23 protein-coding genes and 2 pseudogenes are annotated in these 25768 nt (G+C 69.8%); 15 read left to right on the top strand and 10 right to left on the bottom strand.

From position 1 onward, the window contains the following. Positions 1–21: 21 nt before the first annotated feature. The 5 genes from ID574_RS46455 to ID574_RS46435 form a co-directional block, all read right to left on the bottom strand. Positions 22–1542, bottom strand: coding sequence for a M28 family peptidase (locus ID574_RS46455; protein ID WP_188195469.1), 1521 nt, complete (start codon positions 1540–1542; stop codon positions 22–24). 187 nt (positions 1543–1729) lie between these two features. Next, on the bottom strand, positions 1730–2338 hold the full coding sequence (locus ID574_RS46450) for a hypothetical protein (RefSeq protein ID WP_188195468.1): 609 nt from the start codon (positions 2336–2338) through the stop codon (positions 1730–1732). 168 nt (positions 2339–2506) lie between these two features. Next, entirely contained in the window at positions 2507–4582 is a 2076-nt protein-coding gene (locus ID574_RS46445; RefSeq protein WP_188195467.1) for a cutinase family protein, read from the bottom strand. A 594-nt stretch (positions 4583–5176) separates the two neighbouring features. Continuing rightward, positions 5177–6205 (bottom strand): winged helix-turn-helix domain-containing protein, encoded by a 1029-nt coding sequence (locus tag ID574_RS46440; protein WP_188195466.1) that lies wholly within the window; start codon positions 6203–6205, stop codon positions 5177–5179. A 69-nt stretch (positions 6206–6274) separates the two neighbouring features. Further along, positions 6275–7156 (bottom strand): LysR family transcriptional regulator, encoded by an 882-nt coding sequence (locus ID574_RS46435; protein ID WP_188195465.1) that lies wholly within the window; start codon positions 7154–7156, stop codon positions 6275–6277. Positions 7157–7236: 80 nt separating this feature from the next. On the opposite strand from ID574_RS46435, the gene ID574_RS46430 reads away from it, so the two are divergent. After that, positions 7237–8430: an MFS transporter gene (locus tag ID574_RS46430; RefSeq protein ID WP_223167780.1), complete on the top strand. Its 1194-nt coding sequence runs from the start codon at positions 7237–7239 to the stop codon at positions 8428–8430. Between the two features lie 29 nt (positions 8431–8459). Here the strand turns inward: ID574_RS46430 and ID574_RS46425 are convergent, their stop codons facing one another. The 3 genes from ID574_RS46425 to ID574_RS46415 form a co-directional block, all read right to left on the bottom strand. After that, positions 8460–8801 carry a hypothetical protein gene (locus tag ID574_RS46425; RefSeq protein ID WP_188195464.1) on the bottom strand — a complete coding sequence of 114 codons (342 nt, stop codon included), beginning with the start codon at positions 8799–8801 and terminating at the stop codon, positions 8460–8462. Positions 8802–8869: 68 nt separating this feature from the next. After that, positions 8870–9589 carry an SDR family oxidoreductase gene (locus ID574_RS46420; protein ID WP_188195463.1) on the bottom strand — a complete coding sequence of 240 codons (720 nt, stop codon included), beginning with the start codon at positions 9587–9589 and terminating at the stop codon, positions 8870–8872. 10 nt (positions 9590–9599) lie between these two features. Further along, positions 9600–10232: a helix-turn-helix transcriptional regulator gene (locus ID574_RS46415; protein WP_188195462.1), complete on the bottom strand. Its 633-nt coding sequence runs from the start codon at positions 10230–10232 to the stop codon at positions 9600–9602. A gap of 448 nt (positions 10233–10680) precedes the next feature. Here ID574_RS46415 and ID574_RS46410 point away from each other — a divergent pair, with 448 nt between their 5' ends. Genes ID574_RS46410 through ID574_RS46385 form a run of 7 tightly spaced genes read left to right on the top strand, consistent with a single transcriptional unit; the run spans position 10681 to position 18273 of the window. Continuing rightward, positions 10681–11994, top strand: a complete 1314-nt coding sequence (locus tag ID574_RS46410) for a hypothetical protein (protein WP_188195461.1) — start codon at positions 10681–10683, stop codon at positions 11992–11994. After that, on the top strand, positions 11987–12280 hold the full coding sequence (locus tag ID574_RS46405) for a hypothetical protein (RefSeq protein ID WP_188195460.1): 294 nt from the start codon (positions 11987–11989) through the stop codon (positions 12278–12280). The genes ID574_RS46410 and ID574_RS46405 overlap by 8 nt, the downstream gene beginning before the upstream one ends. After that, the gene (locus tag ID574_RS62045; RefSeq protein WP_262496133.1) at positions 12280–12405 is read left to right on the top strand and encodes a hypothetical protein; all 126 of its coding nucleotides are present in this window, start codon (positions 12280–12282) and stop codon (positions 12403–12405) included. Before ID574_RS46405 ends, ID574_RS62045 begins: the two co-directional genes overlap by 1 nt. Further along, positions 12398–12994 carry a hypothetical protein gene (locus tag ID574_RS46400; protein ID WP_188195459.1) on the top strand — a complete coding sequence of 199 codons (597 nt, stop codon included), beginning with the start codon at positions 12398–12400 and terminating at the stop codon, positions 12992–12994. The genes ID574_RS62045 and ID574_RS46400 overlap by 8 nt, the downstream gene beginning before the upstream one ends. A gap of 6 nt (positions 12995–13000) precedes the next feature. After that, positions 13001–13303 (top strand): WXG100 family type VII secretion target, encoded by a 303-nt coding sequence (locus tag ID574_RS46395; RefSeq protein WP_185110477.1) that lies wholly within the window; start codon positions 13001–13003, stop codon positions 13301–13303. Positions 13304–13307: 4 nt separating this feature from the next. Then, a complete protein-coding gene (locus tag ID574_RS46390; protein WP_188195458.1) occupies positions 13308–17813 on the top strand; it encodes a DUF6531 domain-containing protein in 4506 nt (1501 codons plus the stop codon). 7 nt (positions 17814–17820) lie between these two features. Continuing rightward, positions 17821–18273 (top strand): hypothetical protein, encoded by a 453-nt coding sequence (locus ID574_RS46385; RefSeq protein WP_188195457.1) that lies wholly within the window; start codon positions 17821–17823, stop codon positions 18271–18273. Here the strand turns inward: ID574_RS46385 and ID574_RS46380 are convergent. Further along, on the bottom strand, positions 18266–18592 hold the full coding sequence (locus tag ID574_RS46380) for a hypothetical protein (protein WP_188195456.1): 327 nt from the start codon (positions 18590–18592) through the stop codon (positions 18266–18268). The genes ID574_RS46385 and ID574_RS46380 overlap by 8 nt on opposite strands. Between ID574_RS46380 and ID574_RS46375 the strand changes: the two genes are divergently transcribed. The 5 genes and pseudogenes from ID574_RS46375 to ID574_RS46365 all read left to right on the top strand — a co-directional run bounded on the left by ID574_RS46375 (position 18587) and on the right by ID574_RS46365 (position 19992). After that, positions 18587–18847, top strand: coding sequence for a hypothetical protein (locus ID574_RS46375; protein WP_188195455.1), 261 nt, complete (start codon positions 18587–18589; stop codon positions 18845–18847). The genes ID574_RS46380 and ID574_RS46375 overlap by 6 nt on opposite strands. Then, positions 18813–19043: pseudogene (locus tag ID574_RS63100) on the top strand (DUF6928 family protein); the annotation flags it as partial. The gene ID574_RS46375 and the pseudogene ID574_RS63100, both read left to right, overlap by 35 nt. 51 nt (positions 19044–19094) lie before the next feature. Beyond that, complete coding sequence (locus tag ID574_RS46370; protein ID WP_188195454.1) at positions 19095–19271, top strand: hypothetical protein; 177 nt, start codon at positions 19095–19097, stop codon at positions 19269–19271. A gap of 11 nt (positions 19272–19282) precedes the next feature. Beyond that, a pseudogene (locus ID574_RS62530) lies at positions 19283–19438 on the top strand (DUF6881 domain-containing protein); the annotation flags it as partial. A gap of 227 nt (positions 19439–19665) precedes the next feature. Beyond that, on the top strand, positions 19666–19992 hold the full coding sequence (locus tag ID574_RS46365; protein ID WP_188195453.1) for a hypothetical protein: 327 nt from the start codon (positions 19666–19668) through the stop codon (positions 19990–19992). On the opposite strand, the gene ID574_RS46360 is transcribed toward ID574_RS46365, so the two are convergent. Next, positions 19974–24314, bottom strand: coding sequence for a type VII secretion EssC family protein (locus ID574_RS46360; RefSeq protein WP_188195452.1), 4341 nt, complete (start codon positions 24312–24314; stop codon positions 19974–19976). The genes ID574_RS46365 and ID574_RS46360 overlap by 19 nt on opposite strands. A 166-nt stretch (positions 24315–24480) precedes the next feature. Here ID574_RS46360 and ID574_RS46355 point away from each other — a divergent pair, with 166 nt between their 5' ends. Continuing rightward, entirely contained in the window at positions 24481–25005 is a 525-nt protein-coding gene (locus ID574_RS46355) for a sigma-70 family RNA polymerase sigma factor (protein ID WP_262496132.1), read from the top strand. A gap of 40 nt (positions 25006–25045) precedes the next feature. Next, a complete protein-coding gene (locus tag ID574_RS46350) occupies positions 25046–25741 on the top strand; it encodes an anti-sigma factor family protein (protein ID WP_188195451.1) in 696 nt (231 codons plus the stop codon). The last annotated feature ends 27 nt before the right edge of the window (positions 25742–25768 follow it).

The following is a 25768-nucleotide window of genomic DNA, read 5'->3' as shown; positions in this document are numbered from 1 at the left end:
TGGGCAGTGGGCTTGCGGGGGTTACCGGGCGATCTTGATGTCGTCTATGCCGGCCTCGACGAGGGATGCGCCCGAGGCGTCGGCGGCGTCGATGAGGATGCGGACCGTCTGGCCGGCGAAGGCGTTCAGATTCGCGGTGGCCGTGGTCCAGGCGCCGTTGCGGTTGGTGGCCGCGCCGGTCTGGTTGAGTACGGTGGCCGTGGTGGTGCCGATCACGCGGACTCTGAGGTAGTCAGCGCTGGAGGAGTTCGACCCGTGTGCCAGGTACCACGACAACGACAGGTTCAGCGGGCCGCTGGACGGGAGCGTGATCGGGGGCGACTGGATCGAGGTGACGCCGCCGTCGATGTCGTACGTGCCCGCGGACGAGCCTGCCGGCCGGCCCGTCACCAGGTCGTTCGTGCCGCTGACCGTCGTGCCGAGCTGCTTGGCGCCCGACGACGTGGTGGCCTCCGGGTCGCCGCGCTCCCATTGGCCCGCCGTCGCGGTGTCCGTGCCGGACGGGTTGACGGTCCAGCCGGTCGCCGTCTCGAACGTGTCCTGCCAGACCACGACCGGCGGCGCGGCGGTGGCGATCGTCCAGACGGCGTGCGCGATCGCGTCGGCGTTCCGGTCCAGCGCGGTGTCGTTGATGTTGGCCGTCGTGTCGCAGGAGCGGTGGTAGCAGGGGTCGAACGCCTGACCGGCCGTGCCGCCCCACAGCGCGGCCTGTGCCGAGGTCTTGATCCCTTCCGCGCCCGTGAACGTGCCGCCCGCCGGGATGCCGACCGCGATGAACGGCCCGTAGTCGGAGCGGCCGTCGAAGTCCGTGCCCCGGGTCGGCACGCCGATCGAGGTGAAGTAGTCGATGATGGTCTGCTCCAGCGCCGCCGACCCGGCCGGGCCTGGACCGGCGCCCGTGCCGTCCGAGTCGTCGCCGTCGTACACGAAATATCCGGCGTTGGGCGAGCCGACCATGTCGAAGTTCAAATACCCCTTGATGCGCGTGCGCTCGGCGGCCGGCAGATTGTTCACGTAGAACCGTGACCCGCGCAGCCCCAGCTCCTCCGCGCCCCACCAGGCGAACCGCAGGTGCTTGGCCGGCTGGAGCGCCTGGCGGGACACCTCGAGCGCGGCCTCCAGAATGGCGGCGCTGCCCGAGCCGTTGTCGTTGATGCCGGGACCGGCGGTGACGCTGTCGAGGTGGGCGCCGATCATCAGGATGTCGTCGGGATTGCCGCCCGGCCAGTCCGCGATGACGTTGTAGCCGGTGGCGCCGTTGTAGGTGAAGGTCTGGAGCGTCGTGGTGAATCCTGCGGCGTTGAGCCGGTCTCTGACGTAGTTGGCGGAGGCCAGGTAGCCGGGGCGGCCGTGGGCGCGGGTGCCGCCGTTGGCGTTGGCGATGGCCTGGAACTGGGCGAGGTGGGCCTTGAGGTTGGCGAGCGGGATGTCCGGCGGGGCAGCCGCGGCGGCTTGAGTGGGCACGCCGAGCAGGGATAAGGACAGGGTCGCGATCGCCGCGACGATGGGTAATCTGACGCCCTTTCTGCAGGTGAGCAGCATGGCGGCGCCTCCATCCGAGGTCGAGGGTGGAAGATCCCGAGATGGTGCTGTATAGGAAGGTAACGCCGCAAAAGGGGCTCGCCTAGGTGTGTGGGGCAGTCCGTTCAGGTATGCGGGGTGGTGGTATAGGTGTGTGGGATGGTGCTCCGCGCCCGGCCCTGGCGTCCACCCACACGCACCTCTTGTCCTACGCGTGTGTCGCGACGTCGGAGCGCAGGGCGGCCGTGACGGCCTCGGGGCTGTCGGCGAAGAATGTGACCGTGGTGGCCTCGGCGCGGCCGCCGAGCGGCCGGACGAGCGCGATCGGCTCGCTCAGCTCGATCGTCACATTGGTCCGCGACGCGACCGTCACCCTCAGGTGCCCGTCATCGACCGAGACCATGCTCTTCTCGTTGTCGTTGCGACCGGTGCGCACGGCCACGATGCGGTCGCGGGGGATGCGCAGGTCGAAGTACACGCCGTACCTGATGCGCAGCTCGTCGGGCGTGATCACGTGCGGCCGGGTGGCGCAGGACGCGGCCATCATGACCCCGAACAGCAGCCCGTAGACGTCGGCGACCAGCACCGTATACCGGATCCACCCCGGCACGCCGGTCGCGACCAGCAGCACGTCCACGACCACGGTCTCGACCACCATGGCGAACAACATCAGCGACAGCGTGAAGGTCTGCTCCTTGGCGTACGTCACGGCGGTCGCACCCGCAGGCACGCCGTGCCGGCGGCGAACCATCCACAGCCCGATGCTCGCCAGGCCCTTGAGCTCGAACCCCAGGACCCGTAGCGCGACTCTGACCATCCGGTTCCTCTCTCTCGGCTGGATCACCTCCCATGAGACACGTTGACGTCGCGTCAAGGTCAAGCTGAGGCGATCCGTCGTTTCTCCCTGACTGGTCAGGGAGAAACGACCGGCCGGTAGTCGTGGCCGACCAGGCCGGAAGGCCCGGCCCAGGTGATCCACCGGAACTCAGTTTCCCAGGTTGATCCACTCCAGGATCTTGATGTGTTTGAGCACCTCCAAAGTGGTCGCGTTCGGATCCAGGCGAACGGCCTCGGCGCGCGTCATGGCGTCGCTGAACTTCGTCTCCGGCCGGAGGTCGAAGTCGGTGTCGACCAATTCACCGAAGCCGGGGGCGCCGTTGGCGAAGTTGAGCCAAGCTGTCAGAAGCTGCGAGTCCAGCTTGTCTTTCGGATCGAGACTCAGCGCTTTGAGGGTAGTGAACGCCTTATCCCTGGTCGAGATGTCCGTCGCCTCGGGGAAGACCTTGCTGGTGTACTGGGCGATCTTCAGGTAGCAGTCCAGGGTCTTCTCGGGTAGGTCGATCGGCGTGCGTGGACCGGGGCGATACTGGGTGATCCAGTGGAGCGTCAGGTGCCGGTGCCTGGCATCCCCGGTGACGATGAGCTTGGCGCCATCGGCACCGCTGCCGCCGTCGTCGTCCGCCGAGGCCAGGCGCACGTCGTACAGGCACGCCTGTTCCCAGGTGTGCCGCTTGGTGTCGGTGACATCGCGAGGCTCGACACTGGGACTGGGTGTTGGATCCTTGTCCGGTGGGTTGACCAGGGACGTGGTGGACAGCTCCGCACCGTCGCCCCAGTTCCAGCTCGTCTTCAGGTCGTCGCTGCCGGCGTCGGTCACCCTGCCGGTGAAACTCAGCTCGGTCTGCCTTGGACCGATGAAGGTTGAAGCTCCGTTGACCTGCGCCGTGTCTGATTTGTCGATCGCCACGACGGGGTTCAGGTTGCGGACCGTGACCTGAAAGGACGCCGAGCCGGTGGCGCCGTCCTTGTCGGTGACGCTCATCCGTACGTCAAAGGACCCGTTGTCTCCGTAGCGGCGTTTGCCCGTGAGGGTGCCGTCGCCTATGTCACCGGCGTCGGGTTCTCCGAAGCCCCAGGCCACCCTGCCCGTGAACGGGCCGTCGCCGGACGCGTCGGTGAAGTTCGCCTTGGCCGTCAGTTCGGCGCCCTCGTCAATGCTCTTGACCTGCGCCGGATCGATGCTGACGACGGGCGCGGCGTTCGTCCCGTTGAGGGTGAAGGAGACGGTGCCTTCCGCTCCGTCGGGATCCCGTGCGGTGATCGTGACCGTCTGTCGGCCCTCGCCCGCATTGGGCAACTGCCAGGTCCAACGGTCGCCGGACAGCGTCACCGTCCCAACCGACGCCGACAGCGTCACCGACGCACCCTCTGGATCGACGATGCGTCCGCTGTTGGTCGCCGTACCGCCCTCTCCCACGGAAACGTCAGGGGCGTCGACACTGAACCGCGGCGCCATGTTGGGGGGCCGCTTCAGCAGGGCTTGTGCGAGATTCTCCCCGAGGATCTGAACGAAGTAGAACTCTGTGCAGCAGGTACGGTAGGCGTCGTGGATCGGTGCCGCGATGGCCCTGCCCAGCGCTTCGAGCCCTTTCTCGGGAGAATCACACACGGGATCATCCTGGATGCAGAACTGGATGCCGCGATCATCGCCGATGGGCAACCGCTGAGGTGTGAGGATGCCGCCGTCCAGTGGGCGGGTGGCCGGGGTGCCCGACAGGGTGATGGGGAAGTGGCTGGGAGAGGAGGGGTCGCTGCGAGGATCGGCGATGAGGATGGCCCCCCTGACGGCGTCGAGGGCGGCCTTGTCCTGGCTGCTCAACCAGTTCAGCGCTTCGTTCACCACGTGCGCCCCTTGCGAGTAGCCGACCAGGCCGATGCGGATTGCCGGACATTCCACTGCCCGACCGCGGATGATCGCCTGCAGGCCCTGCCAGCCTTCCTCGACGGAGTCCAAGTAGTCAGGACCAACCGGCGCGGCGGGGTAGGGGAGGGAGAGGTACTCGGTTTCGGCCGCGGGTAACAGCTCGGCGGCCTCACTGACGTACGCGCCGACAGTGGCGCCCATGCCGTAAGGCCCGCTCATGGATTCCCCCGAGCCACGAACGCCGATCACCCAGTATGCGGGGCACGTCTCGGCTTCGGCGGGGGTCGTCAAGGCGACGGGCGACGTCAGACCCACGATCACGGTCGTGATCGCGGCAAGGACGGATTTGAGTTTCACGGGTCCTCCTGATCCGCGTCAGGGCATGCGCGCCTCAATAGGGAGGACAATCGTCCTGTGCCAGACCTTCGTTCTCACGACGCCGGGGCTGACCTGCGGCGAGGGATCGTGAATGGCGACCGGTCCATCGAGGCCGTCCGGGAACAGCGCGTCAGTGACCAGGTCACCTTTCCAGATGAAGTCGGCGGGAGCGGGCACACATGACCTGTGCAGTTCGACACGTTGATGCGGACGGGTTCGGGTGGAGTCGTTCAGGTCTTGTTGTCGGTGAAGGGGCGCCCGTAAGGGTTCGCCGGGCTCATCCCGATCACCTACGAGCTGCTGAGGGCCTCTGAAGCTTTCCTGCTACGAGTGGATCCTTTCGGCGCCACTTCGCCCTCACGCGGCCAGAGCGTCGCGGCAGTGGCTGTCCCGAGCGCGAGAACGGACGGTCCACCGATGAGCAGCCCGAGCGCGGCGAGCCGCTTGCCTCGTCGGTGTATGAACGGGTCCCTTTGATCACGAGATCAATCCCTTCGTCGGGAGCGCGGTGACAGTTCACACGCCTGGGACGCGTCGTGTCAGCATGATTCGACTGGGAGGAAAACATAGAGGTCACAGCCGTGCACGTGGTTCGTCCGGCGGCTGGGCGCGAACGAGTTCGGTGCCGAGCGCGGTCGCCTGATGCAGCATCAGGTTGACCTGGCGGATGCTGGTGATCAGCCCCGCCTGTCGCAGTACCTGGGCGTGCTTGCTGGCGTTGGCCAGGGATGACCCGGTACGCCGGGCAAGCTCCGTTGTGGTGCAGCCCGGCGTGGCCGCGATGCAGCGGAGCGTCTCAGCGCGGGTCCTGCCGAGCAACTCCACCAGGGGGTCGTTACCGGCGGCCGCTGGCGTCCAACGCCGGGCGGGATAGACCAGGACGGGAGGAAGCCCTTGGTCTACCAGTGCGACGGGCGTGACCCGGCAGAAGTAGGAGGGGATCAACGTCAGGCCTCGTCCGCGCAAGTGGATCTCCCGGGAATTCTGTGCGGCTCGCGCGGGATAGTCGGCCTCCAGGACCGGTGGTCTCCAGCGGATCATCGGGGGCAGGTGGTCGAGCATCTGCTCCACGCCGTCGTCGGCGAGGTGCCGGGCCAGGGCGGAGCGTTCCCGGCCGAGGGTGTGTTCCATCTGCTGCAGGTGGGGGGCGAACGCCGCCTGGATGTAGCCGCAGGCGACGCGGCCGAGGTCGCGGATGGCGCGCGCGTTGCCGCGGGCGAGGTCTTCCAGCCCGGGAGGCAGGCCGTAGTAGGTCTGCAAGAGGCCCAGCTCGTGGCGGATCCGCCGGCGCGGAGTCTCGACGAGGGCTTTGACGCCATGGTCGAGTCCCGATTGGGCTTCTGCGGGGGTGAGGAAGTCGGGGAAGTAGGGTCCTGCCGGGGCCAGGGGGATCAGCATGCCGCGCACCTGTGTGAGCAAGCCGGTCTCGGCGAGGATGTCGCGGACCTGCCGACGCCAGATGGCCATCGCGGTGCCGCCGCCTCGGGCTTGGAGGAGGTGCAGGCTCAGCACCATTTCCCACATGGGGTCGGGGCGGGGGGCGATCCGGACGCGGGCGAGATCCTCGGCAGTGAACACGATCTTCAAGGTCCCCAGGGCCATGGGGACAGGCTCACACCGCCGGATAGCAGATCGATCAACACGATGTTGTACGCGCAACTGTCGGGTTCATCAATGGCGGACCTGATCTCCGCCGTGGTCGATCAGCTCCAGGAAGGCCGTGGCCGCCGGGGACGGGCGGCTTCCCCAGATCAAGTGCTCCACCCGCGCCGGAGCATCGCGAAGGCGGATGATGCGCAGGTCGGGAAAGCGTGGCGCGTACGCGGCCGGCAACAGCCCCACGCCGAGGCCCTGCCGTACCAGGTCGACCATGAAGTCGGCGGACGACACCTCGAAGGGGACGTCACGTCGTACCCCGGCGGCCGCGAAGGCCTCGTCGGACTGGGCTCGCCCGGCATGGCCGGCGCGGAAGTCGACGAACGGCTCGTCCGCCAGGCTTCGCAGGTCCACTTCGTCGTCCGCCAGGTGATGATCCGGTGCGACCACGGCGACCAGCTCGCCTCTGGCCAGCCGGCGGCTCTGGACGGCTTTCGGCTCCGCGCGCGTCGGCAGGCCGAGGAATGCGACGTCGACGCCGCCCTGCCGGACCCGTTCGATCAGGTCTTCGCTGCCGGCCGAGGTGAGCGTGATGCGCACCCGAGGGTGTCGATGGCGGAACTCCTTCAGCACGACCGGCAGATCGACGGCCGCGACCGTGGGGATGGCGCCGATGGCGAGCCGTCCGCGGATCTCCCCGGTCGCGGCGGCGACCTCGGCTCGGGCCCGGTCGGCCGCCTCCAGGCACTCCCGGGCCGCGGGCAGGAACGCCTCCCCGGCCGGCGTGAGCCGTACGCGCCGGCTGGTCCGCTCGAACAGCCGGGCGCCCAGCTCCCGCTCCAAGCCGGCGATCTGATGACTGAGCGCCGACTGCACGACCCGGCAGCGTTCGGCGGCCCGGGTGAAGTTGCTGGTCTCCGCGACCGCTATGACGTACCTCAGCTGTTGCAGCTCCATCCATCCATCTTGTATCGCGATCGTTCATGATGAAAATTATGTGTTGGACTCATTGATCCAGCTTGGCGCACGCTTGAGCCATGTCGGAAACTCTGATGTGGGTGGAACGCCCGCACTCGACCTTGAGAGCATGGCTGGGCGTTTCTGCGATCACAGCCAGTTTGTTCGTCTTCCTCACCACTGAGCTGATGCCCGTCGGCCTGCTCACTCCGCTGAGCACGAGCCTGAACATCTCGGTGGGCGTCGCCGGGCTGATGGTCACTCTGCAGGGCGTCTCGGCCGGGCTGGGCGTACCGTTCATCGTGGCGTGGACCAGGCGTGTCAACCGACGCGTGCTGCTGTCCACGCTCTTGGCGATACTGGCCCTGGGAAACCTGATCACCGCCATCTCGCCGGACTATGCAACGATCTTGACGACGCGGCTCGTCATGGGATTCGCCAGCGGCGTGTTCTGGGCCATAGGCGTGAGCATGGCGATGCGCCTGGTTCCGGAACGCCAGGCGAACCGGGCGGCCGCGGTCGTGATGTCCGGCATCTCGATCGCCACTGTCGTGGGCATACCGCTGGGGACATTCCTTGAAAGCCTCACCAGTTGGCGGACCACGTTCCTCATCTGGAGCGGCCTGAGCGTGCTGGTGTTCGTCGCGGTCGCCGTCATGATTCCGTCGCTGCCGTCGGAGAACGCGGTTTCGGTCCGGGAGGTCTTCGGGCTGCCGTTCAAGAACGTGCCGCTGCGTTCGGTGCTGTTCACCGTCGTGCTGTTCGTGCTCGGCCATTTCGGGGCGTACACGTTTGTGCGGCCCTTCTTGGAGGACAATGCAGCCGCCACGCCCGTCTTCATCACCGTGGTGCTGATGATTTTCGGGGTCGCAGGCGCCGCCGGGAACTTCGTCGCCGGGCATACCGTGGCCAAGAATCTGAGGGGCAGCTTCGTCGTCGGCTGCGCGGGACTCGTGGTGTCCCTGCTGTTGCTGCTTGCGATCGGTGACGGGCAGGCCGGTGCGATTGTCGCGCTGATCCTGTGGGGTATTTCCTTCGGCGTCGTGCAACTGTGCCAGGTCAACATGACGCTCGCCGCCGCGCCCGACACCTTTGAGGCCGCCATGTCACTCAACACCATGGCGTACAACACATCCATTGCGCTCGGGGCGCTTTTCGGCGGGCTGTTCGCCGATCATTCAGGTGTCACGAGCGTCGTCTGGTTCGGTGTGGCGCTGACGGCGGCTTCGCTGCTCCTCAACCTCAGCACCGGCCGGAAGACCTCCCGGGTGTGAAATGTCCGAATTGGCGCCGAGACCGGCTTCTACCGGTTCAAAATGTCGGCGGCGAACCCGGCGAGGAGGGGGACGAGGATGACGCACCCGACGGCCACCAGTCCGAGCGTCATGCCGGCACGTGCTGCGTCCCGGTACTTCTCCCCGCCGACCCGGGCCCTGCTCAGGCGGAAGGCCGAGAGGACGATGGCGAGGAGCCCCAGGCCCAGAGGGACCAGGTTCGGCTTCACCCAGAGGAAGGCGGCGATGACGGCGATCACGCCGATCGTCAGCCCGAGGAAGCCTGCCCAGTTGCGGGCCTGCGACACCGGCGCCGGACCGGGGAACCGAGGGCCGTGCGGGTGCGGCGGCGGCTGGCCGTGGTGGTTCACGGGAGTGCTCCTTGATCCGGCACGCGGGAGGGACAGCGTACATGCGCCGCCTGCGGCGGTATCCCGGGTCAGAGCAGGAGACCGCCGGTGGCGCGGATGTTCTGGCCGGTGATCCATTGTGAGTCCGGCCCGGCCAGGAACGCCACGACGTCGGCGATGTCGGCCGGTCGGCCCAGGCGCCGCAGGGCTGTGAAGGCGGTCAGCTGAGCCAGGGCCTCCGGAGGGTTGGTGGCGTGGAGCAGTGCGGTGTCCGTGGCCCCTGGGCTGACGGTGTTGACCGTGATCCCCCGTTCGCCGAACTCCTGCGCGGCCACGGCGGTGACCTGCTCGAGCGCGGCCTTGCTCGCGCCGTAGAGAACGTGGCCGGGCGCGGGCACCACGGTGTTGAGCGTGGAAATGTTGACGATGCGGCCGTTGTCGCGCAGGAGCGGCGCGGCCCGTCCGATCGTCAGCAGCGGGAACTTGGCGTTGACGGTCATCACCCGGTCGAACTCCTCCGCGGTCACCTCCGTGATCAGGCCGGGAGGGTTGATGGCGGCGTTGTTGACCAGGATGTCGAGGCCGTCGCGGACGGGTTCGAGCAGCGCCTCGATGCTGGTGAGGTCCTCCTGGTCGGCACGGACGGCGACGACGCCGTCGAGTTCGCCGACGAGTTCGTCCGCCGCCGCCTTGTCGTTCTTGTAGCTGAACACCACGGTGGCGCCGTCCCCGGCCAGCCGCCGCACGATCGCGCGGCCGATGCCCCGTGAGCCGCCGGTCACCAGTGCTGTCTTGCCCGTGAGCGTCATGGACGGGAGGCTAGCCGGTGACCTGGTTCGCGTCTTGAACGAACGCGAACAATGCCGAAGGCGTCATCCCGCTCATCGCCCGGACCTCACGGCTGAAATGCGATTGATCCGCATATCCGTACGTGGCCGCCATCGCGAGGCTGGCAGAGGGGCTGCTCAATTCCCCCAAGGCATGCTGGAAGCGGGCGATCCGGGCGACGGTCTTCGGCGGCAGACCGATGTGCCTTCGGAAGCCGGTCTCCAAATGGCGTCGGCTGATGCCCAGTTCGCCGGCCAATCCTTGGATCGTGATCCGGTCCGCGGGGTTCTGCAGCCGCGACCAGGCGTACATCACCCGCTTGTCCAGCCGTTCATCGGGCGCCAGCCACGCGCTCAGCCGCTCGTCCAGGACGGCGAACCGCGTCGCCCAGTCCGGCGACTCGCCCAGACGCTCCGCCAGCTCGGCGGCGCGGCGGCCGAGGAGATCGTCCAACAGCGCGGTGCCGCCGGCCAGGTAGGGCATCGGCAGCCCGAGGAGTCCGGACACGCCCGCGGGAGTGAGCCCTATCGCGACCCCGTGCCGCCAACCGGCCTGCTGATACAGCCCATGCGTACTGCGCGGTCCGCTGACGAGCCCGGGCGGACCGGCGAAGTCGATGATCACTGTGGCCACGTTCAGCGGCAGGAACCTCCGGCCGAGGGGCACCCCGGAGCCCGCCCGGAAGCCGGAATAGCCCAGGACGTAGGGACACAGCCGACGCAGTGGCGGACAGGTGACCGCTTGGCACGGCCTCCCGGGGCTGGCCTGGGCCGGCACCGAATGTATCTGCATCACCGAGAAGCCTATGATCCGGCCGCGCGGCTTTCGGCTCCCGCACGCGAAAAATTCTTGGAATTCGATTGAACCCAGACCCGGCGAACGGCGTACAACCTGGCGGAAAACGGCGCTCGCCGATGGCCGGAAGGTGCGGCTGCCTGCGCATTCATCGGCGTGCCCGCCCTGGCGCGAGACGGTCGGCACGGGGATGGCGATGGAAATTCAGCGTGGTTCAGCCGGTAACGACCTCTTCGATCGTGGCGCGGTCGCCACTCTCGGACACTCACGCCCCCCAATGCCGCCCGCGTCCTTCGGCGTCGCGCCGCCGCGGGCCCCGTCCCCTCATCAGGGACGGGAGGTCGACGGTTGGAGTACCGGCCTGGCTCTGCGGCCGCACGAATACCTCGGGAAGGGCCGGTCCCTCGCCGACGTGATCAGGGCGGCCGGGCCGTTCCGAGGCGAGGCGCTCTATCTGCTCGCGCTGGGCAGCGCCGCCACCATGGCCAGGCTGCACCTCGCCGGGATCGCGGGGCTGCGGCTCAGCCCGGCGAACGTCCTGATCGGGCCGCACGGGCAGGCGTTCTTCGCGCCCGGGCCGCGTGACAGCGAGTTCCCCTCGCGGGACGTGCGGGACTGGGCCGACGTGATCGTCTTCGCCGCCACGGGCCGAACGGCGGGCCGGGACGGTGAGGAGCCCGATCTCGACCGGTTGCTCCCGGCGCTGCGCGCGGTGATCGACGAATGCCGGCAGCCCGATCCCGAGTCCCGGCCGACGGCGGTGGAGCTGGTGCGCATCCTGCTCGGCCACTCCGCGGCAGGCACCGGCGCCTCGCTGGAGGAGCTGCTGCGGGAGGCCGAGAGCCGGACCAGGCCGTACGAGCCGCCCCCGGACGAGCCCGCGCCTGCGTCGACGTCGCTCTGGCGGAAACCGGCGTTCTTCGCCGGGATCGCGATCGGCGTGTCGATCGTCGCGGTCGCGGCGTTCGCCGTCGTGGCGATCTCCGGTCAGGCGGCGCGGGAGCCTCACTGGGCCGACGTGGTCAGCGCCGTCGACAGGAGGACGGCGACGTTCACCCAGAAGGGGCGGGACGTCGCCGCCGGCGGCAGGCTGAGCTTCGACCGGGACGCGGCCACCTCGTACGAGATGAAGCTGACATGCGGGAACGCTCCAAAACCGGCGAAGGTGTCCCTCGTCGGGGACCGGGGCGTGGTCGGCGGCGCGCCGTTCGATGCGAATCGGCCCGGGATCGAGCCGTGCGCGCAGCTGCACGCCCCCGCCGTCAGGCGATACAGCTCGCCGTACACGATCAAGGCGCTGCTCGACGCGGCCGGGACGGACGTGAGCGCCGCACCCGCGCCCGGCGGCGGCCAGGAGATCACGGGCACGGCGCCGGCGCACCGCATCAGGGGCGAGGAGTCCACCGACGACTTCGGCGGCTTCGGCGGGGAGGGGCCGGTCAGGTTCTGGCTGCGGGTGGACGGCGACGGGTTACCCGTCCGGCTGAAGGTGCAGTCCACAGGCAGGACGGAGGGCCCGTTGACGGTCGAGACGACTTATCGGGACTGGCGCGCGTTCGAGGCCATCAAGGGAGAGGTGTCCAGTGGCTGAGGAATTCACCGCCGACAGGCGGGAGGCCGCGAACGTCTCACGGGACCTCAAAGCCATCCTCGCGGCGCTGGACGGGGGCACGATCGGCGCGCTCGACGCAGGCACCGGATCGGAGAAGGTCGACGCTGCCGTGCGGACGTTCTTCGAGGAGTCCTCGGACAACCGCGAGCGCATGAACCAACTGCTCGAACGGGCGGCCGGCCTGCTCGACGCCCTCGTCGAGGGCACCGGCGAGCTGGACGCCTCACTGTCGGAATCGCTGTCGACGAGGAGCGGGAGCACGTGATGAAGGACCTCGGACTCGGTGTGCTCGTCGGCGTGCTGCTGGCGACGATCGCGGTGTCGCTGGTGTTCGCGCTGACGGACCGCCCGGCCGCCTCCTACGTCGTGGAGGAGTACGGCAATGGCTGACCTGCCCTGCGGCTTCACGGTACGGGTGCCAGAATCCTGGTACGAGTTCGACGTCTGGCGGGCGGGCCGTACCGGTGACCTGGCCCGCCTGGTGGACGCCCGGGTGGCGGCCGCCCCGGAGCTGGCGCCGCACCGGTCGGTGTTGCTCAAGGTGCTGCGTGAGGTCGCCGACCTGGCGGGCAGGCGCGGCGCGGTGTTCGGCGCGGCGATGACCGACCACGTGGAGGACGTCGGCACCGTCCTGGCCACGCTCATGGCCCTGCACACCGCGGGGTCGCCGGACCCGGCGGGCAACACCGTCGAGGCGATCGCCTCGGGCGTCATCGCCATCCCGCCCCAGCGAAACACGCCGGCCTGGCGGGACGTGGGGATCGTCGAGATCGACGCGGGCCGCGCCGTGCGGGTCACCGGCGTCGAGTCCGGCGAGATCGAGGCGGTGACCATGCAGACCCTGATCCCCGTACCCGGCGGGCACGGCGTGCTGGACCTGGTGCTCACCAGCCCGCACCTGAGCCTGACCGAGCCCATGCTCGACCTGTTCGACGCGATCAGCGCCACCCTGGCCTGGTCCGACCCCCAAGGAGAGTGAACCGTCATGGCAGGTGGGACCCATCACCTCAGCTTCCCCCAGGTGGAGAACAGCGCCACCCGGCTGAACAAGGAGAAGGAGGACATCGAGAGCCGCCTGACCCAGCTCAAGGCGATGATCGACCAGCTGGTCAGCAGCGACTTCGTCACCGAGCGGGCCTCGGGCAAGTTCCAGCAGGACTACGACCAGTGGAACAACGGCGCCAGGCAGGTCATGCAGGGCCTGGAGGGCATGAGCCAGTTCCTCAAGACCGCCATCGCCAAGCACCGCGAGCTGGACGCCTCGCTCAGCGGCGGCGCGGGAGCGTGACGTCATGCCGGGCGGATGGGAAGTGCTCGGCCTGCCCGGCGACCCCGCGCCCGGGGATCCGGGCCAGGTGCGGGGGCTCGCCGGCCGGCTGCTGGAAGAGGCGCGGCTCGCCGAGGACAACACCGCCAAACTGAGCGCGGTGTCCGGCAACAGCTCGGCGCTGCGGATGCGCGGGGACTACGCGGCCCCGTACGCCGAGGCGCTGGGCGAGCTGCCGGGTGAGCTGGCCAAGCTGGGCAAGGCGTACCGGGGCGCCGGGAACGCGCTGATGACCTACGCCGGGAGCCTGGAGCAGGCCCGGGCACAGGCCGGGGCGGCGCTGCGCCAGGGCCAGGGCGCCGACACCCAGTACCAGGGCGCGTTGCGCGAGGTGCAGGCCCAGGTCCCCGGTACGGTGCGGAGCCTGGCGGAGGCGGAGACCGCGGTCCGCTCGGCCGATCCGGCCGTGCAGGCGGTGGTGCGGCCGGCGGTGGAACGTGCCCGCGGCGCCGAGGCCGACCGGGCGCGGGCACGCCGGATCGCCGACGAGGCGGCCCGGTTACGCGGGGACGCGGAGTCCCGGGCGGTGCGGGAGATCGAGCAGGCGCTCGACGGCAGCGGCATCAAGAACAAGTCTTTCCTGCAGAAGGCCTGGGACGCGATCTCCACGCCGTTCCGTTCCTGGGACGACTTCGTGGCGTTCGCGGGCACGGTGGCGCTGGTGGCCGGGCTGGTGGTGCTGGTGATCGGCACCGGCGGGCTGGCCGGGGCGATCCTGGCAGGGGTCGCGGTGGCCGCGGGGGCGGTGGTGCTCGCCGACGCGGTCCACAAGTACCGCCAGGGCCGCGGATCGCTGGGGCAGGTAGGGCTGGCCGCGCTCGGGGTGATCCCCGGCGGCAAGAGCCTCGGCCTGCTGGCCCAGGGCGCCAAGGCGGTGGCGGGGCTGCGGGGTGCGGCCGCCGCGGTCCGCGGCGGCGGGGGCACCCTGGTCGGCGCGCTGCGGGCGGGGATCCCCGCGGGCGCGTCCTCGATCCGCTCGGCGATGCAGGCCGGCGGTACGCGGGCCGGAGCGGCCGCGAGCGCGGCCTGGCAACGTGGCCGCCAGTTCTTCAGCAAGGACCCGGTGCACTTCCCGACCGGCATCGTGCTGCTCGCGCAGACCGATGTGGAGCTGCCCGGCGTGCTGCCGTTGCGGCTGGAGCGCACACATCTGTCCAGCTACCGTACGGGCCGCTGGTTCGGCCGCTCCTGGGCCTCGACCCTGGACCAGCGCATCGAGGTGGACGCCGACGGCGTCTACCTGGCCACCGCCGACGGCACCCTGCTGTCCTTCCCGCGGCCCGAGCCCGGCCAGGTGGCCCACCCCGACGACGGCCCGCGCCTGGAGCTGCGGCCGGCGGAGGACGGCTACACGGTCACCGACCCGCTCACCGGCCACACCACGCACTTCGCCGGTCAAGGAGAGGTGCTGCCCATCGCGGCGATCACCGACCGCAACGGCAACCGCGTCGACTTCCACTACACCGACGGCACCGACGGCCTGCTCACCGAGGTGATCCACTCGGGCGGCTACCACCTGGACATCGAGACCCACCAGGGCCGCATCGTGGAGATCCGCCTGCGCGGCGCCGGCCAGACCCTCGTCTCCTACGCCTACGACGAGGCCGGCGACCTGACCGAGGTGACCAACTCCTCCCGGCTGCCGTTGCGGTTCACGTACGACGACGAAGGCCGGATGACCCGCTGGCTCGACCGCATCGGCACCTGGTACGCGTACACGTACGACCAGGAGGGCCGCTGCGTCTACGGCACCGGCACGGACGGCGTCTTCAACACCGAGATCAGCTACGCCGAGGGCGTCACCACGGCCCACGACTCGCTGGGCAACGTCACGACGTACCACTACAACGAGCTGCTGCAGGTCGTGAGCGAGATAGACCCGCTCGGCCACGTGACCCGCTACCGCTGGGACGTTCACGACCGTCTGCTGGCCCACACCGACCCGCTGGGACACACCACCAACTACGCCTACGACGACGCCGGCGCACTGGTGTCGATCATCCGCCCCGACGGAGCCACCCGCCGCCTCGCCCGCAACGCCCTGCACCTGCCGGAAACCGTCACGGACTACGACGGGACGATCTGGGCCCTCGCCTACGACGAGTGCGGCAACCTGACCTCCGACGCGACGGCCACCTACACCTACGACGATCGCGGCCACCTGACCGCGATCACGGACGTCCTCGGCCACACACGGACGATCGAGACGAACGCCGCCGGACTGACCGTCGCGATCAGCGACCCGCTGGGCGCGACCACACGGTGCGAGCGCGACGCGTTCGGCCGGGTCACCGCCATCACGGATCCCCTTGGCAACACCACCCGCTTCACCTGGACCGTCGAGGGCAAACCGGCCACGCGCACCCTACCCGGCGGCGCTGCCGAACGCTGGACGTACGACGCCGAGGGCAACCTCGTCGAGCACGTGGACGCCCTGGGGCAGGTCACCCGCACCGAGATCGGCCCCTTCGACGTCCCCACCGCGCGGACCACACCGGACGGCGCCCGCCTCGCGTTCGCCTACGACACCGAGCTGAGGCTGGTGGAGGCCACCAACCCGCAGGGGCTGACCTGGCAGTACACGTACGACGCCGCGGGAGGGCTCGCCTCGGAGACCGACTTCAACGGTCGCGTCCTGACCTACGTCCGCGACGCCGCGGGGAATCTCGTAGAACGCGTCAACGGCGCCGGCCAGTCCACCACGTACGTCTACGACATGCTCGGCCAGGTCATCGTGCAGCACTCGGGCGACCGGGTCACCACGTTCGCCTACGACGAGCTCGGCCGCCTGGTCCACGCCACGAACCCCGACGCCGACCTCCGCGTCACCCGGGACGCCGAGGGCCGGATCACGGCGGAGACCTGCAACGGCCGCACGATCACGTCGGCCTATGACGCGCTCGGCCGGCGGACGCGCCGCCGTACGCCGTCCGGAGCCGAGACCACGTGGGACTACGACGCCCGGAGCCGGCCGGTGGCCGTGCACACGGCAGGCCAGATGATCCGGTTCGGCTACGACGCCGCAGGCAGAGAGATTTCCCGAAATTTCGGCACAGATGTCTCGCTTACCCACCGCTGGGACCCGGACTCCCGCCTCCACACCCAGACCCTGGCCAAGGGTCCGGCGGGGGAGATCGTGCAGCGCCGCACGTACGACTACCGCGCCGACGGACACGTCACGGAGATCGACGACCTGCTCTCCGGCCGCCGCCGCTTCGACCTCGATCCGGTCGGCCGGGTCACCGGGGTGCGCGGGCCGAACTGGGCGGAGCGGTACACGTACAACAGCGCCGGCCAGATCACCGACGCGATGTGGCCCACCTCGGCCGAGGCCCACGGCCCGCGCGCCTACACCGGCACCATGATCCGCCAGGCCGGGCGCATCCGGTACGAGTACGACCGCCAGGGCCGCACGATCCTCCGCCAGCGGAAGGGCCTGTCGTCGAAGCCCCGCACCTGGTACTACACATGGGACGCCGACGACCGTCTGACGGACGTCACCACCCCGGACGGGAGCCGCTTGCGCTACCTCTACGACCCTCTGGGCCGCCGCATCGCCAAGGAACGCGTGGACGGCTCGCAACGCACCGACTTCGTCTGGGACGGGCTCACGCTCGCCGAGCAGATCAGCGAGCACCGTACGACGGCGTGGGATTGGGAGCCCGGCACGTTCCGTCCGCTGAGCCAGACCGAGCGGGCCCGGCACGACCAGGAGTGGATCGACGAGCGCTTCTACGCCATCGCCACGGACCTGATCGGCACCCCGACCGAACTCGTCGATCCCGACGGCGCCCTGGCCTGGCGATCCCGGCAGTCCCTGTGGGGAGCCTCCCCGCAACCCGTCCCAGCAGGGGCCGACTGCCCGCTGCGCTTCCCCGGACAGTACGCGGACGACGAGTCCGGCCTCCATTACAACTTCTTCCGCCACTACGACCCGCATGCCGGCCACTATGCGGCCGCCGACCCGATCGGCCTGACCGGCGGCTGGAACCCGCACGCGTACGTCCCCAACGCCACGACCTGGTCGGACCCCCTCGGGCTCGCCGCCTATTCGACCACCGGGCCGAAGGGGCTGACCGCGGGCACGCCTCCCTCGGTCGTCAGGAACGGCCTGCAGCCTCACGAACTGGTCCAGGCCAGAGAGATCGTGGACTTCCGCGGCGGGCGGTTCGTGGGCGCGACACCCAGCCATCCGGGTATCGACGGCTGGCTCGACGGGGTGCCGGTCAGTCTCAAGGCGTACTCTGGGACGTCACCCGCAGGGGTGCTCAGGCACGCGAGCCTGGCGGAGAGCTCGGCGAGGAAGGCGGGTTTCTCCGGCGTGGACCTGTACGTCGACGCGAAGAACGTACCGGGGGCGACAATGGTCGATTTCGGCACCAACGGGCCCCTGGCGCAAATACCGCGCCAGGGAACCATCAACAGCATCTACGTCAACTCAGCCGATGGCTGGGTCGTGTTCCCGGGGTGACTGACGTATGGCCGTAGAGATCGGAGTCGTGTGCCCGAAGCGGCCGGATCCGGAGCCGCTCGCGCTCGCGACAGGGTTCGTCATGCGAACGATCCTCGGCGTGTCGAACATCGAGGTCGAGCTTGTGGTGGAAGAAGAGGACACCTGGACGTTCCACTGGGGCGGTGCGGGACAGGCGGCCGCCTTCCTGGTGCCGCCCCGCATGCACGAGTTCGCGGGTCAGTGGTTCGCGTCGTTCCAGCCCGGCACCCGGGGCGAGCCCGTGCCCGCCATGCTCATGATCGTCCTGGCCGCCTGCGCCGCGTTGCTGACCGGCGGCACGATCCTCGACGAGGCGCACCAGTTCGAGCGGACGGATCTGACCCCGGACGCGGTGCTGGGCCCCGCCTTGCGGATGTCGCCGCTGTCGCCCGAGGCCGCCCTCCACCTGCTGCGAACGGGCCGGTCCGAGGCTAGGTGACCTGGGTGACGGCGATCACTCTGTCGCGCTCGGAGCCGAGGCAACCCTGCGGGGACCTGATGGCCGCGAGCGCGGCACGGTCGATCCCGCCTCCGGCGGCGTCGATCCGGTCCCCGTCCACGATCTCGCCTTTGCCGGGCACGTCCACCCCTCGCCTCCCGCCGGAGATGATCGGCTCCGTGCCGTCGGGCCAGATCAAGGGGCTGGTTTCTCCCGGCGTGGCCGGGTGCGTATGCCTGAGGAACAGGCACTTATTGGCCGGGTCGTAGACGAGGGTGCCGAGGATCTCCATCTCCATGCCGCCCTCCAGATCATGCACGAGATGATCGGGTCACTACCGATCACTTTCATCTGCCCGCTTCCCCCGGCGCATCCCGCCGACAGGATGAAGGCCGGCGACGCCAGAACGGCTGTGCATTTCATATGTCCTCTCAATCTGCCGGGGCGGAGCTCCGTTACATTGGACGCGCCGCTTTCGCCGATGCCTAGCGAGATGGAAGGATCGCATTTCATGGGTGCCAAGACCGCTGTGCTGGTTTATGCGGATGGGGATGCCGCCGAGTTGTTTGTGTAGCGTGTCAGGTTCCCGACCTGGCGCCACTGACTTTTTGGTTTCCTTGGTGAATCCAGATTGGACGAAGACTGGCGAATCCAGGGTGGGTATGCCGCCAGCTTTCCAGGTATCGACATCGTACGCGATTTGGGAAAATGGTGAGCTCATCCGATCGCTCAGCCTGGCCCCAGACACCGGGGTCGTAGAGGACATAGGGTCTCCGTTGCCCTCGGGAGAGGGGCGGCCATGCGCGCTGCTGGGCTTCGTAGTGGAGGGACAGCGCTATGAGGCCGATATCGATCCCGATGAGATCGAAATGATGGGTTTCCGGCTGCCGGAACCGCGTACAGCCGCACAGGCTGATATCGAGGAGTTTCAAAGAACCCACACGCTTGTCCGCTACACTTTCGGTCCAGACGGAGCGCTGATACCGCTCGCCGACTGATCTCGACCGGCATGCAGGTGACGGCGATGAAGAGCTATCTGAAAGTCGTCTGGCATCACTATTCCCCTGACGAGCCGGTCCTCCTCTACAACGAGCTCGACGCCGACGGCTACGAGACGAGGAAGGTCCAGATCCACCGCGACGGGCGGGAGGAGATGGCGGCCCAGGAGGAGTTCACGCCCACGGTCATCGGGCGGACGAATTCGAGGGGCAATGGCGTGCGGCGCTGGCCGGGCTGTCGGTGCGGGACTTACGGTGCAGGGTCTGCGGGCTGCTCCAAGAGGAATTCGGCTATCAGGACGCCACGCCGGCGTGTGTCCTCCGGGCCGGGAACGCATGGATCGCCCGAGGCTGTCCCTGGTTGGACGGGTCGAAGCGGCCTCCGGGATGGCGCATGGAGGACCAGCTCGGCGAAGGGTTGTTCGAGGTTCCGTCGTCGGAGCTGGAGGCGGTCGCCGATCGTGCCCGAGCTCGGGGGATTCCCGTCTATGTCCTCGCGACGGGAGAGGGAGGGGGCGGGACGCGTTCTGCGACACGGTCCCCGGTTCGCTGCCTCTCGATCGTCATCGTGTGGCCTGACGCGGCGGCGTACCGGGCCGCGGACGCGGCGAGTTTCGCAGGGGCACATTCCATCCTCAAGGACATCGCGGAGTCCCTGGCCGATCCGCGGCCGACGGTCGGAGCCACGAAGAAGGTCGCCGTCTACGTCGCGTGGGACTGATCGGCGATCTGGACCAGGTCGAGGCGGCGCGAGGTGCACAGGTAGGCGCGTCCGGGCGGGCCGGTGAAGAACTGGTCGGGTTCCAGGGTGAGGCCGTGCTCGCGGGCGCTCACCCGGTTCGAGGGCATGAGGACGAGCCGGGTGCCGGTGCGGAGGATCTCGGCGACCTCGGCCGACAGCGAGCGGCGGCGGCCCTCCAGCAGCGGGGTGGCGTCCCCGGTCATGATCAGGGCGCGCCGGCCCAGGTCGGCGGGGGCGAGGATGTCCTGCAGGAGGGTGGGCAGGGTGGTGAAGTTCTGCTCCGTGGGCGTGATCGTCAGCTGGTCGAAGTCGTCGACGATCACGGCGTAGCGGGCGTCTCCGAAGGCCGCGGCCGCCTCCCGGAGGCCGGCGTCGGTGAAGGAGGTGCCGGTCAGGATACGGACGTCGGCGGGGGACGTGGTGGTCGGCGTGCGGGCGTCGGTGGAGGACGTGGCGGCCGGCGTGCGGGCGTCGGCGGGGGGCGTGGTGGTCGGCGTACGCGCACCGGGCAGCGAGCGGACCAGCGGGGAGCGGGGCGGGGCGACGGCCAGGACGTTCACCCCGGCCTCCAGCAGTCCGGTCGCCACGACCAGGGCGGCGTTGCTGCGGCCCGAGCCCGGCGGCCCGGACACCAGCACCAGGTGCGGTCCGGTCTCGAAGAGGTCCAGCGCGATGGGCACGACGTCGGGGCCGCCGACGCCGATCGGGATGCCGCTCACGATGCCGTCCGCGGTGCCGTCCAAAGTGCCGTCGCCACTGCGGTCCACATCGGCGACCTCACGCAGCGGGACGCTGTCGGGCAACGGCGGGAACGGCTTCGGGAGCCGGTCTCCAGGCACCGGCGTCACGTGCTCCGGCGGCAGGCAGATCTGCACGTGAAGCCCGGTGGCGGCCTCGATGGCCCGCCCGGGCAGCAGCGGCGGCGACACCATGCCCGACGCCAGGTACGCCCGCCGCGTCTCCTCCCGCGGAAACGGCAGGAAAAGCCGCTGCGAGAACAGGTCCGGTGTCTTGCCCCGCAGCATGTCATACCCTCCGACCGCCACCACGTGGATGCCGACCGGCGGCCCACCGGCCACTATCCCGCGCACGGTGACGAGCAGCGGCGTCTCGAAGAAGTCGGGGCTCCCGCGATCCTCGAAGTACTCCCAGCCGTCGATCACCAGCACGATCACCGGTTCGCCGGCTCCACGGGCGGGTGACAGCCGCCGCCGCTCCACCTCGGCGGCCAGCCACGTCACCATCCGCCGGATCCGATCCGGCTCCCCGCCCCCGGCGACCGCCCCGCAGTGCGGCAGCGACGCGTACGCCGCCAGCCCGCCCGGCTGGTTCTCGACGACGTACACCCACACCCGGGAAGGCGAGCACCGGGCCGCCAGGCTGGAGATCAAGGTGCGTACGAAGGTCGTCCGCCCCGACTGCGGCCCGCCGGCCACCATGAGCCGCTCGGTCCCGCCCAGGTCCAGCGCCATCGCCGGTTGCGCCTGGTTGGCGGGATCGTCCACCAGCCCGTACGGCACCCCCTCGTCGGAACCCGACACGGAGGCCAGCGGCAGTGCGGCGGGCAGCGGCGGCAGCAAAGGCCGGAACGGCGGCCCGCTCGGCAGCCGCGCCGCCGCCGCGAGCACGGCCGCGATGGCCAGGTCCTGGTCGGTACGCCCCCGCGCGGGCGACGACGGCGCCTCGGGACGCGGCAACCCGAGCGCCTCCCAGGGCAGCACCCGGGCGGTGGCCGGGGTCTCGCCGGTCGGCGGCGGGTTGCCGAGGTAGCCGGTCTGGAAGAGTTGGGGCGTACGCTGCTCCCCGCCCACCCGCATGATCATGCCCCGGCCGCGCAGCCGCGACGGGATGGTGGCGGCGTCCGGCACGCCCAGGACCTCGGTGCTGTCTGAGGGCTCGTTCTGCCGCAGCGTGATGCGCAGCGAGATGTTGTTCTTCAGCTCGGGCGACAGCTTGCCCTGCAACGACTGGGTGGCCAGCACCAGGTGCATGCCGAGCGAGCGGCCCTTGGCGGCCACGTTCACCAGCTCGCGCAGGAAGTCCGGCGAGGTCTCCAGCACCCGCGCGAACTCGTCGAACACCATGACGAGCCGGGGGAGCCGCCCGCCCGCCTCCCAGTAGGCGTCGATCTCGCCGCCGTAACGGGCCAGGACGGCCTCCCGGCGGCGGACCTCCGCCCGTACGGAGGCCAGCACACGCCGCGCGGCGCTCTCGTCGAACACGTCCGCGGCCGTGTCGCCGGTGGAGCGGATCAGCCCCACCACGTGCGGGCAGTCCTCGAACGGCAGGAACGCGCTGCCGCCCTTGAAGTCGACCAGCACCAGGTTCAGCTCGTCCGGCCGGTTGGCCAGCAGCAGCGAGGTGACCAGCGTCTGGAGCAGGATGCTCTTGCCCGCCCCCGTGGCCCCGCCCAGCATCGTGTGCGGGCCGTCGGCCGCGAGGTCGACGGTGACCGGGCCGGAGCCGTCGGCTCCGATGGCGACCCTGGTGGTGGGGCCGGGATCGCTGCTCCAGCGGGCCAGGACGCGGTCGGCGTCGGGTACGCCGAGACCGAGCACGTCGAGCAGGCGCACCGCCGACGGGATCACGCTCTCCGCCCGGGCCAGCGTGAGCCGGTCGCGCATGGGCGCCACCGCGCGGGCGATGCGCTCGGCCGCCTGCTCCCCGAGGCTCTCCGGCTGCACGAAGACCGGCAGGCCCTGGCGGCCACGGGTGAGCAGCATGCCGGTGCCGTCGAGTTCGCACACGCCGCGGCACTCGTTCAGGCTGCGCTGGTCGGCGCAGATCACGTACACGCCGACCGACGGGCCCTCCCTGAGCACCTCCTTCATGCCCGGGATGTCGCGTAACGCCCGCGCCCCGTCGAGCACCACCACGACGTCTTCTCCGAATCCAGAGCCGTGGCGTCGTTCCCTGGCCTTGAGGCGCTCGGTGACGAGGTTCTTCAGCTCCTCGATCCGTTCCGTCCTGGTCTCGGGAGTGTTGCCCACCAGGCACGGGACCGGCCCGTCCGGGCAGAGGTGCGGCAGCCAGCGCGCCCACGCCAGATGCTCGCCGCCGGACGCGGTGATCAGCACCAGGCGCAGCTCGTCCGGCGCGCGCAAGGTGCCGAGCTGGACCAGCAGCCAGCGCAGCAGCGCGTCGACCGGGTCGGGCGGGCCGATGACGCCGAGCACGCCGATCTCGCGCAGGTCCACCGTGACGGGCACCCCGCGCAGCACCGGCTCGGTGAACCCCGGCCACGGCTCCCCGTCGAACTGGATCGTGGCCGGCTCGTCCGCGACGCCGACCCGCAGCGTCAGCCCGTCGGGGGAGTCGGCGTTGCGCGGCCACAGCCCCGGGCCCTCGTGGGTGGCGGCGAACGTGAGATCCACTTCGTCGGGGGCGACGAGGTGGCGCAGCCACTGCTCGTGGACGACGTGCCGGCGGACCCGCTCGAGGGTCTCCCGCTTGCGCTCCTCGAACTCCCGTTCCTTTTTCCTGCGCTGCCGCCCCTCGACCCACTGCGTGGCGAAGAAGGTAATCGGCGTCAAAATTCCGAACAGCAGAAAATACGCACTTTTCAACAGGATCGCCATGGCGATGGAAATCGGCAGCGGAAGCAGCGACGAAAGCAGCGCGACCGCGATGTTGCGCTGCGGCGTCTCGTTCCTGGGCAGGGCGATCCTGACCCCCGGGACCGCGGGGGCGGGGGAGAACGCCCGGTCGAAGTCCACGCGCCCGTCCCTGGCCCGCGTCGTCCGCAGCCGCGACGACGGCAGCGGCGCCCAGCGCAGCCGGTCGTCGCCCACCTGCAGGACCCCGTCGGGCCGCAGCACGGTCGGCTCCCGCACGGGTAACTCGTCCACCAGCGTGCCGTTGCGCGAGCCGAGGTCGACCACCGTGGCCTCGCCGGTCCACGACACGTCCAGCCGGGCGTGCCGCCTCGACACCCGCTGGTCGCGCAGGAGGCCGATGTCGGTCCACTCCCTGCCGATGACGTGGCTGCCGGGGCTGAGCCAGATCACCCGGCCCGCGTCGGGCCCGGCGAACACGCGGATCGCGCCGGCCGCGGCGAGCGGCCGCCAGGGCTGGGCCCGGTCCGGCTCGCCCACGCTGATCGTCGCCCCCGGCACGAGCGGGCTGCCGGCGACGGTGGCCTCGGGGTCGAGCTTGGTGGTGCCGACGAAGCACGGCCGCCCGTTGACGGCGGTGGGCAGGGCCCGCAACAGCGAGCCGATCGTGGTCTCCGGCTCGGCCGTCACCTCGACATCGAGCTCAGCGGAGGCCGCCGGATCGCGGATCGTGGTCCGAATGATCATAATCCCCTCTCCAGGGGACTAGGCCCGATTTATCAATTAAATCTAGCTGTACGATCCAGAGGGCAAAGTACATGCCCGCCGCCCCCGCCGCTAGCTAGAGTAATAATCCCATCTCAGCCCGATTTTCCATGATATTTCATGATGTCGGCAGCGCGAGGAGCCGCGGGTGAATCACCGCGTAAGCGACGAAGCCATGGTCCGAGCCCTCTATCGCGAATACGGCGCCCCCCTGATGGCCTTCGCCATCCGGCTGACGGGTGGCGACCGGCGCTGGGCCGAGGACGTCGTGCAGGAGACCCTCGTACGCGCCTGGCGCAACCTCCACGAGCTCCGCACCGACTCTGGCTCGCTCATGCCGTGGCTGGCGACCGTCGCCCGCCGCGTCGTCATCGACGACCGCCGCCGCTCCGGCACGCGCCCCCTGGACACCGTCGAGGAGGTCCCCGAACGCGTGCAGCCCACGGCCGCCGAGGACGAGCGCCTGCTGCGCGAGATCGTGGTGACGGACGCGATGCTCTCCCTCTCCCCGGCCCATCGCCAGGTGCTCACTGAGACGTTCCTGCTGGACCGCACCGTCCAGGAGGCGGCGGAGACGATCGGCGTGCCCGTGGGCACGGTGAAGTCCCGCGTGTACTACGCCATGCGTGCCTTACGCGTCGCATTGGAGGAAAGGGGGGTGATGCTGCCGTGACCAAGGCGCATCACAATACGGAAAGGGGGGTGGTGCAGCCATGACGGAGGTGCATCACGAAGACGTGGCCGCGTACGCGCTCGGTCTCCTCGACGAGCACGAACGCGCGGCGTTCGAGCGCCATCTGGCCGGTTGCGCCAGCTGCGCCGCCGAGGTCGGAGTGTTCGCCGAGATGGGGGAGCTGATCAGGGGCGTGCACCCGGACGACCTGCTGCCCAGCCCACCGGATCCCCAGGTCGAGTCCCTCCTGATCCGCCGTGCCGCCGCCGAGCGCCGGCGCCGCCGCTTCCACCGCACGATCATGAGCGCCGCCGCCTGCGTGCTGGTCGCGGCCGGCGTCTTCCTCGCCGTCAACTCGGTCACCGGCGGCCCCAACCCCGACAGCATCCACGGCCCCGCCCGCGCGCTGCTCCTGACCGGCAAGACCTACTCCGCCACCGACCCCGCCACCGGCACGGCCGCCGTCGTCGGCCTGGAGGACAAAGGGTGGGGCACGCACGTCGCGCTGGAGCTGAAGGGCGTCAGGGGGCCGCTGCAGTGCCGCCTGCTCGCGTTCGGCGACGACGGCCGCTCCGAGGTCGTGGCCAGCTGGGGCGTCCCCGAGAAGGGGTACGGGGTGCCCGGTTCGCCCGACCCCCTGGTGCTGCACGGCGGCACCAGCCTCCCCCAAGACGACCTCAACCACTTCACGATCGAGACCTTCGACGGCAGGACCCTCGCGACCATCGCGGTGTGACGCCCTGGTTCTACGATGGATCGGGAC

The organism is Nonomuraea sp. SYSU D8015 (assembly GCF_008065375.1).
Classification (GTDB): domain Bacteria; phylum Actinomycetota; class Actinomycetes; order Streptosporangiales; family Streptosporangiaceae; genus Nonomuraea.
The sequence above is the reverse complement of the archived record's forward strand: the minus strand, read 5'-3'. Positions and strand labels throughout refer to the sequence as shown.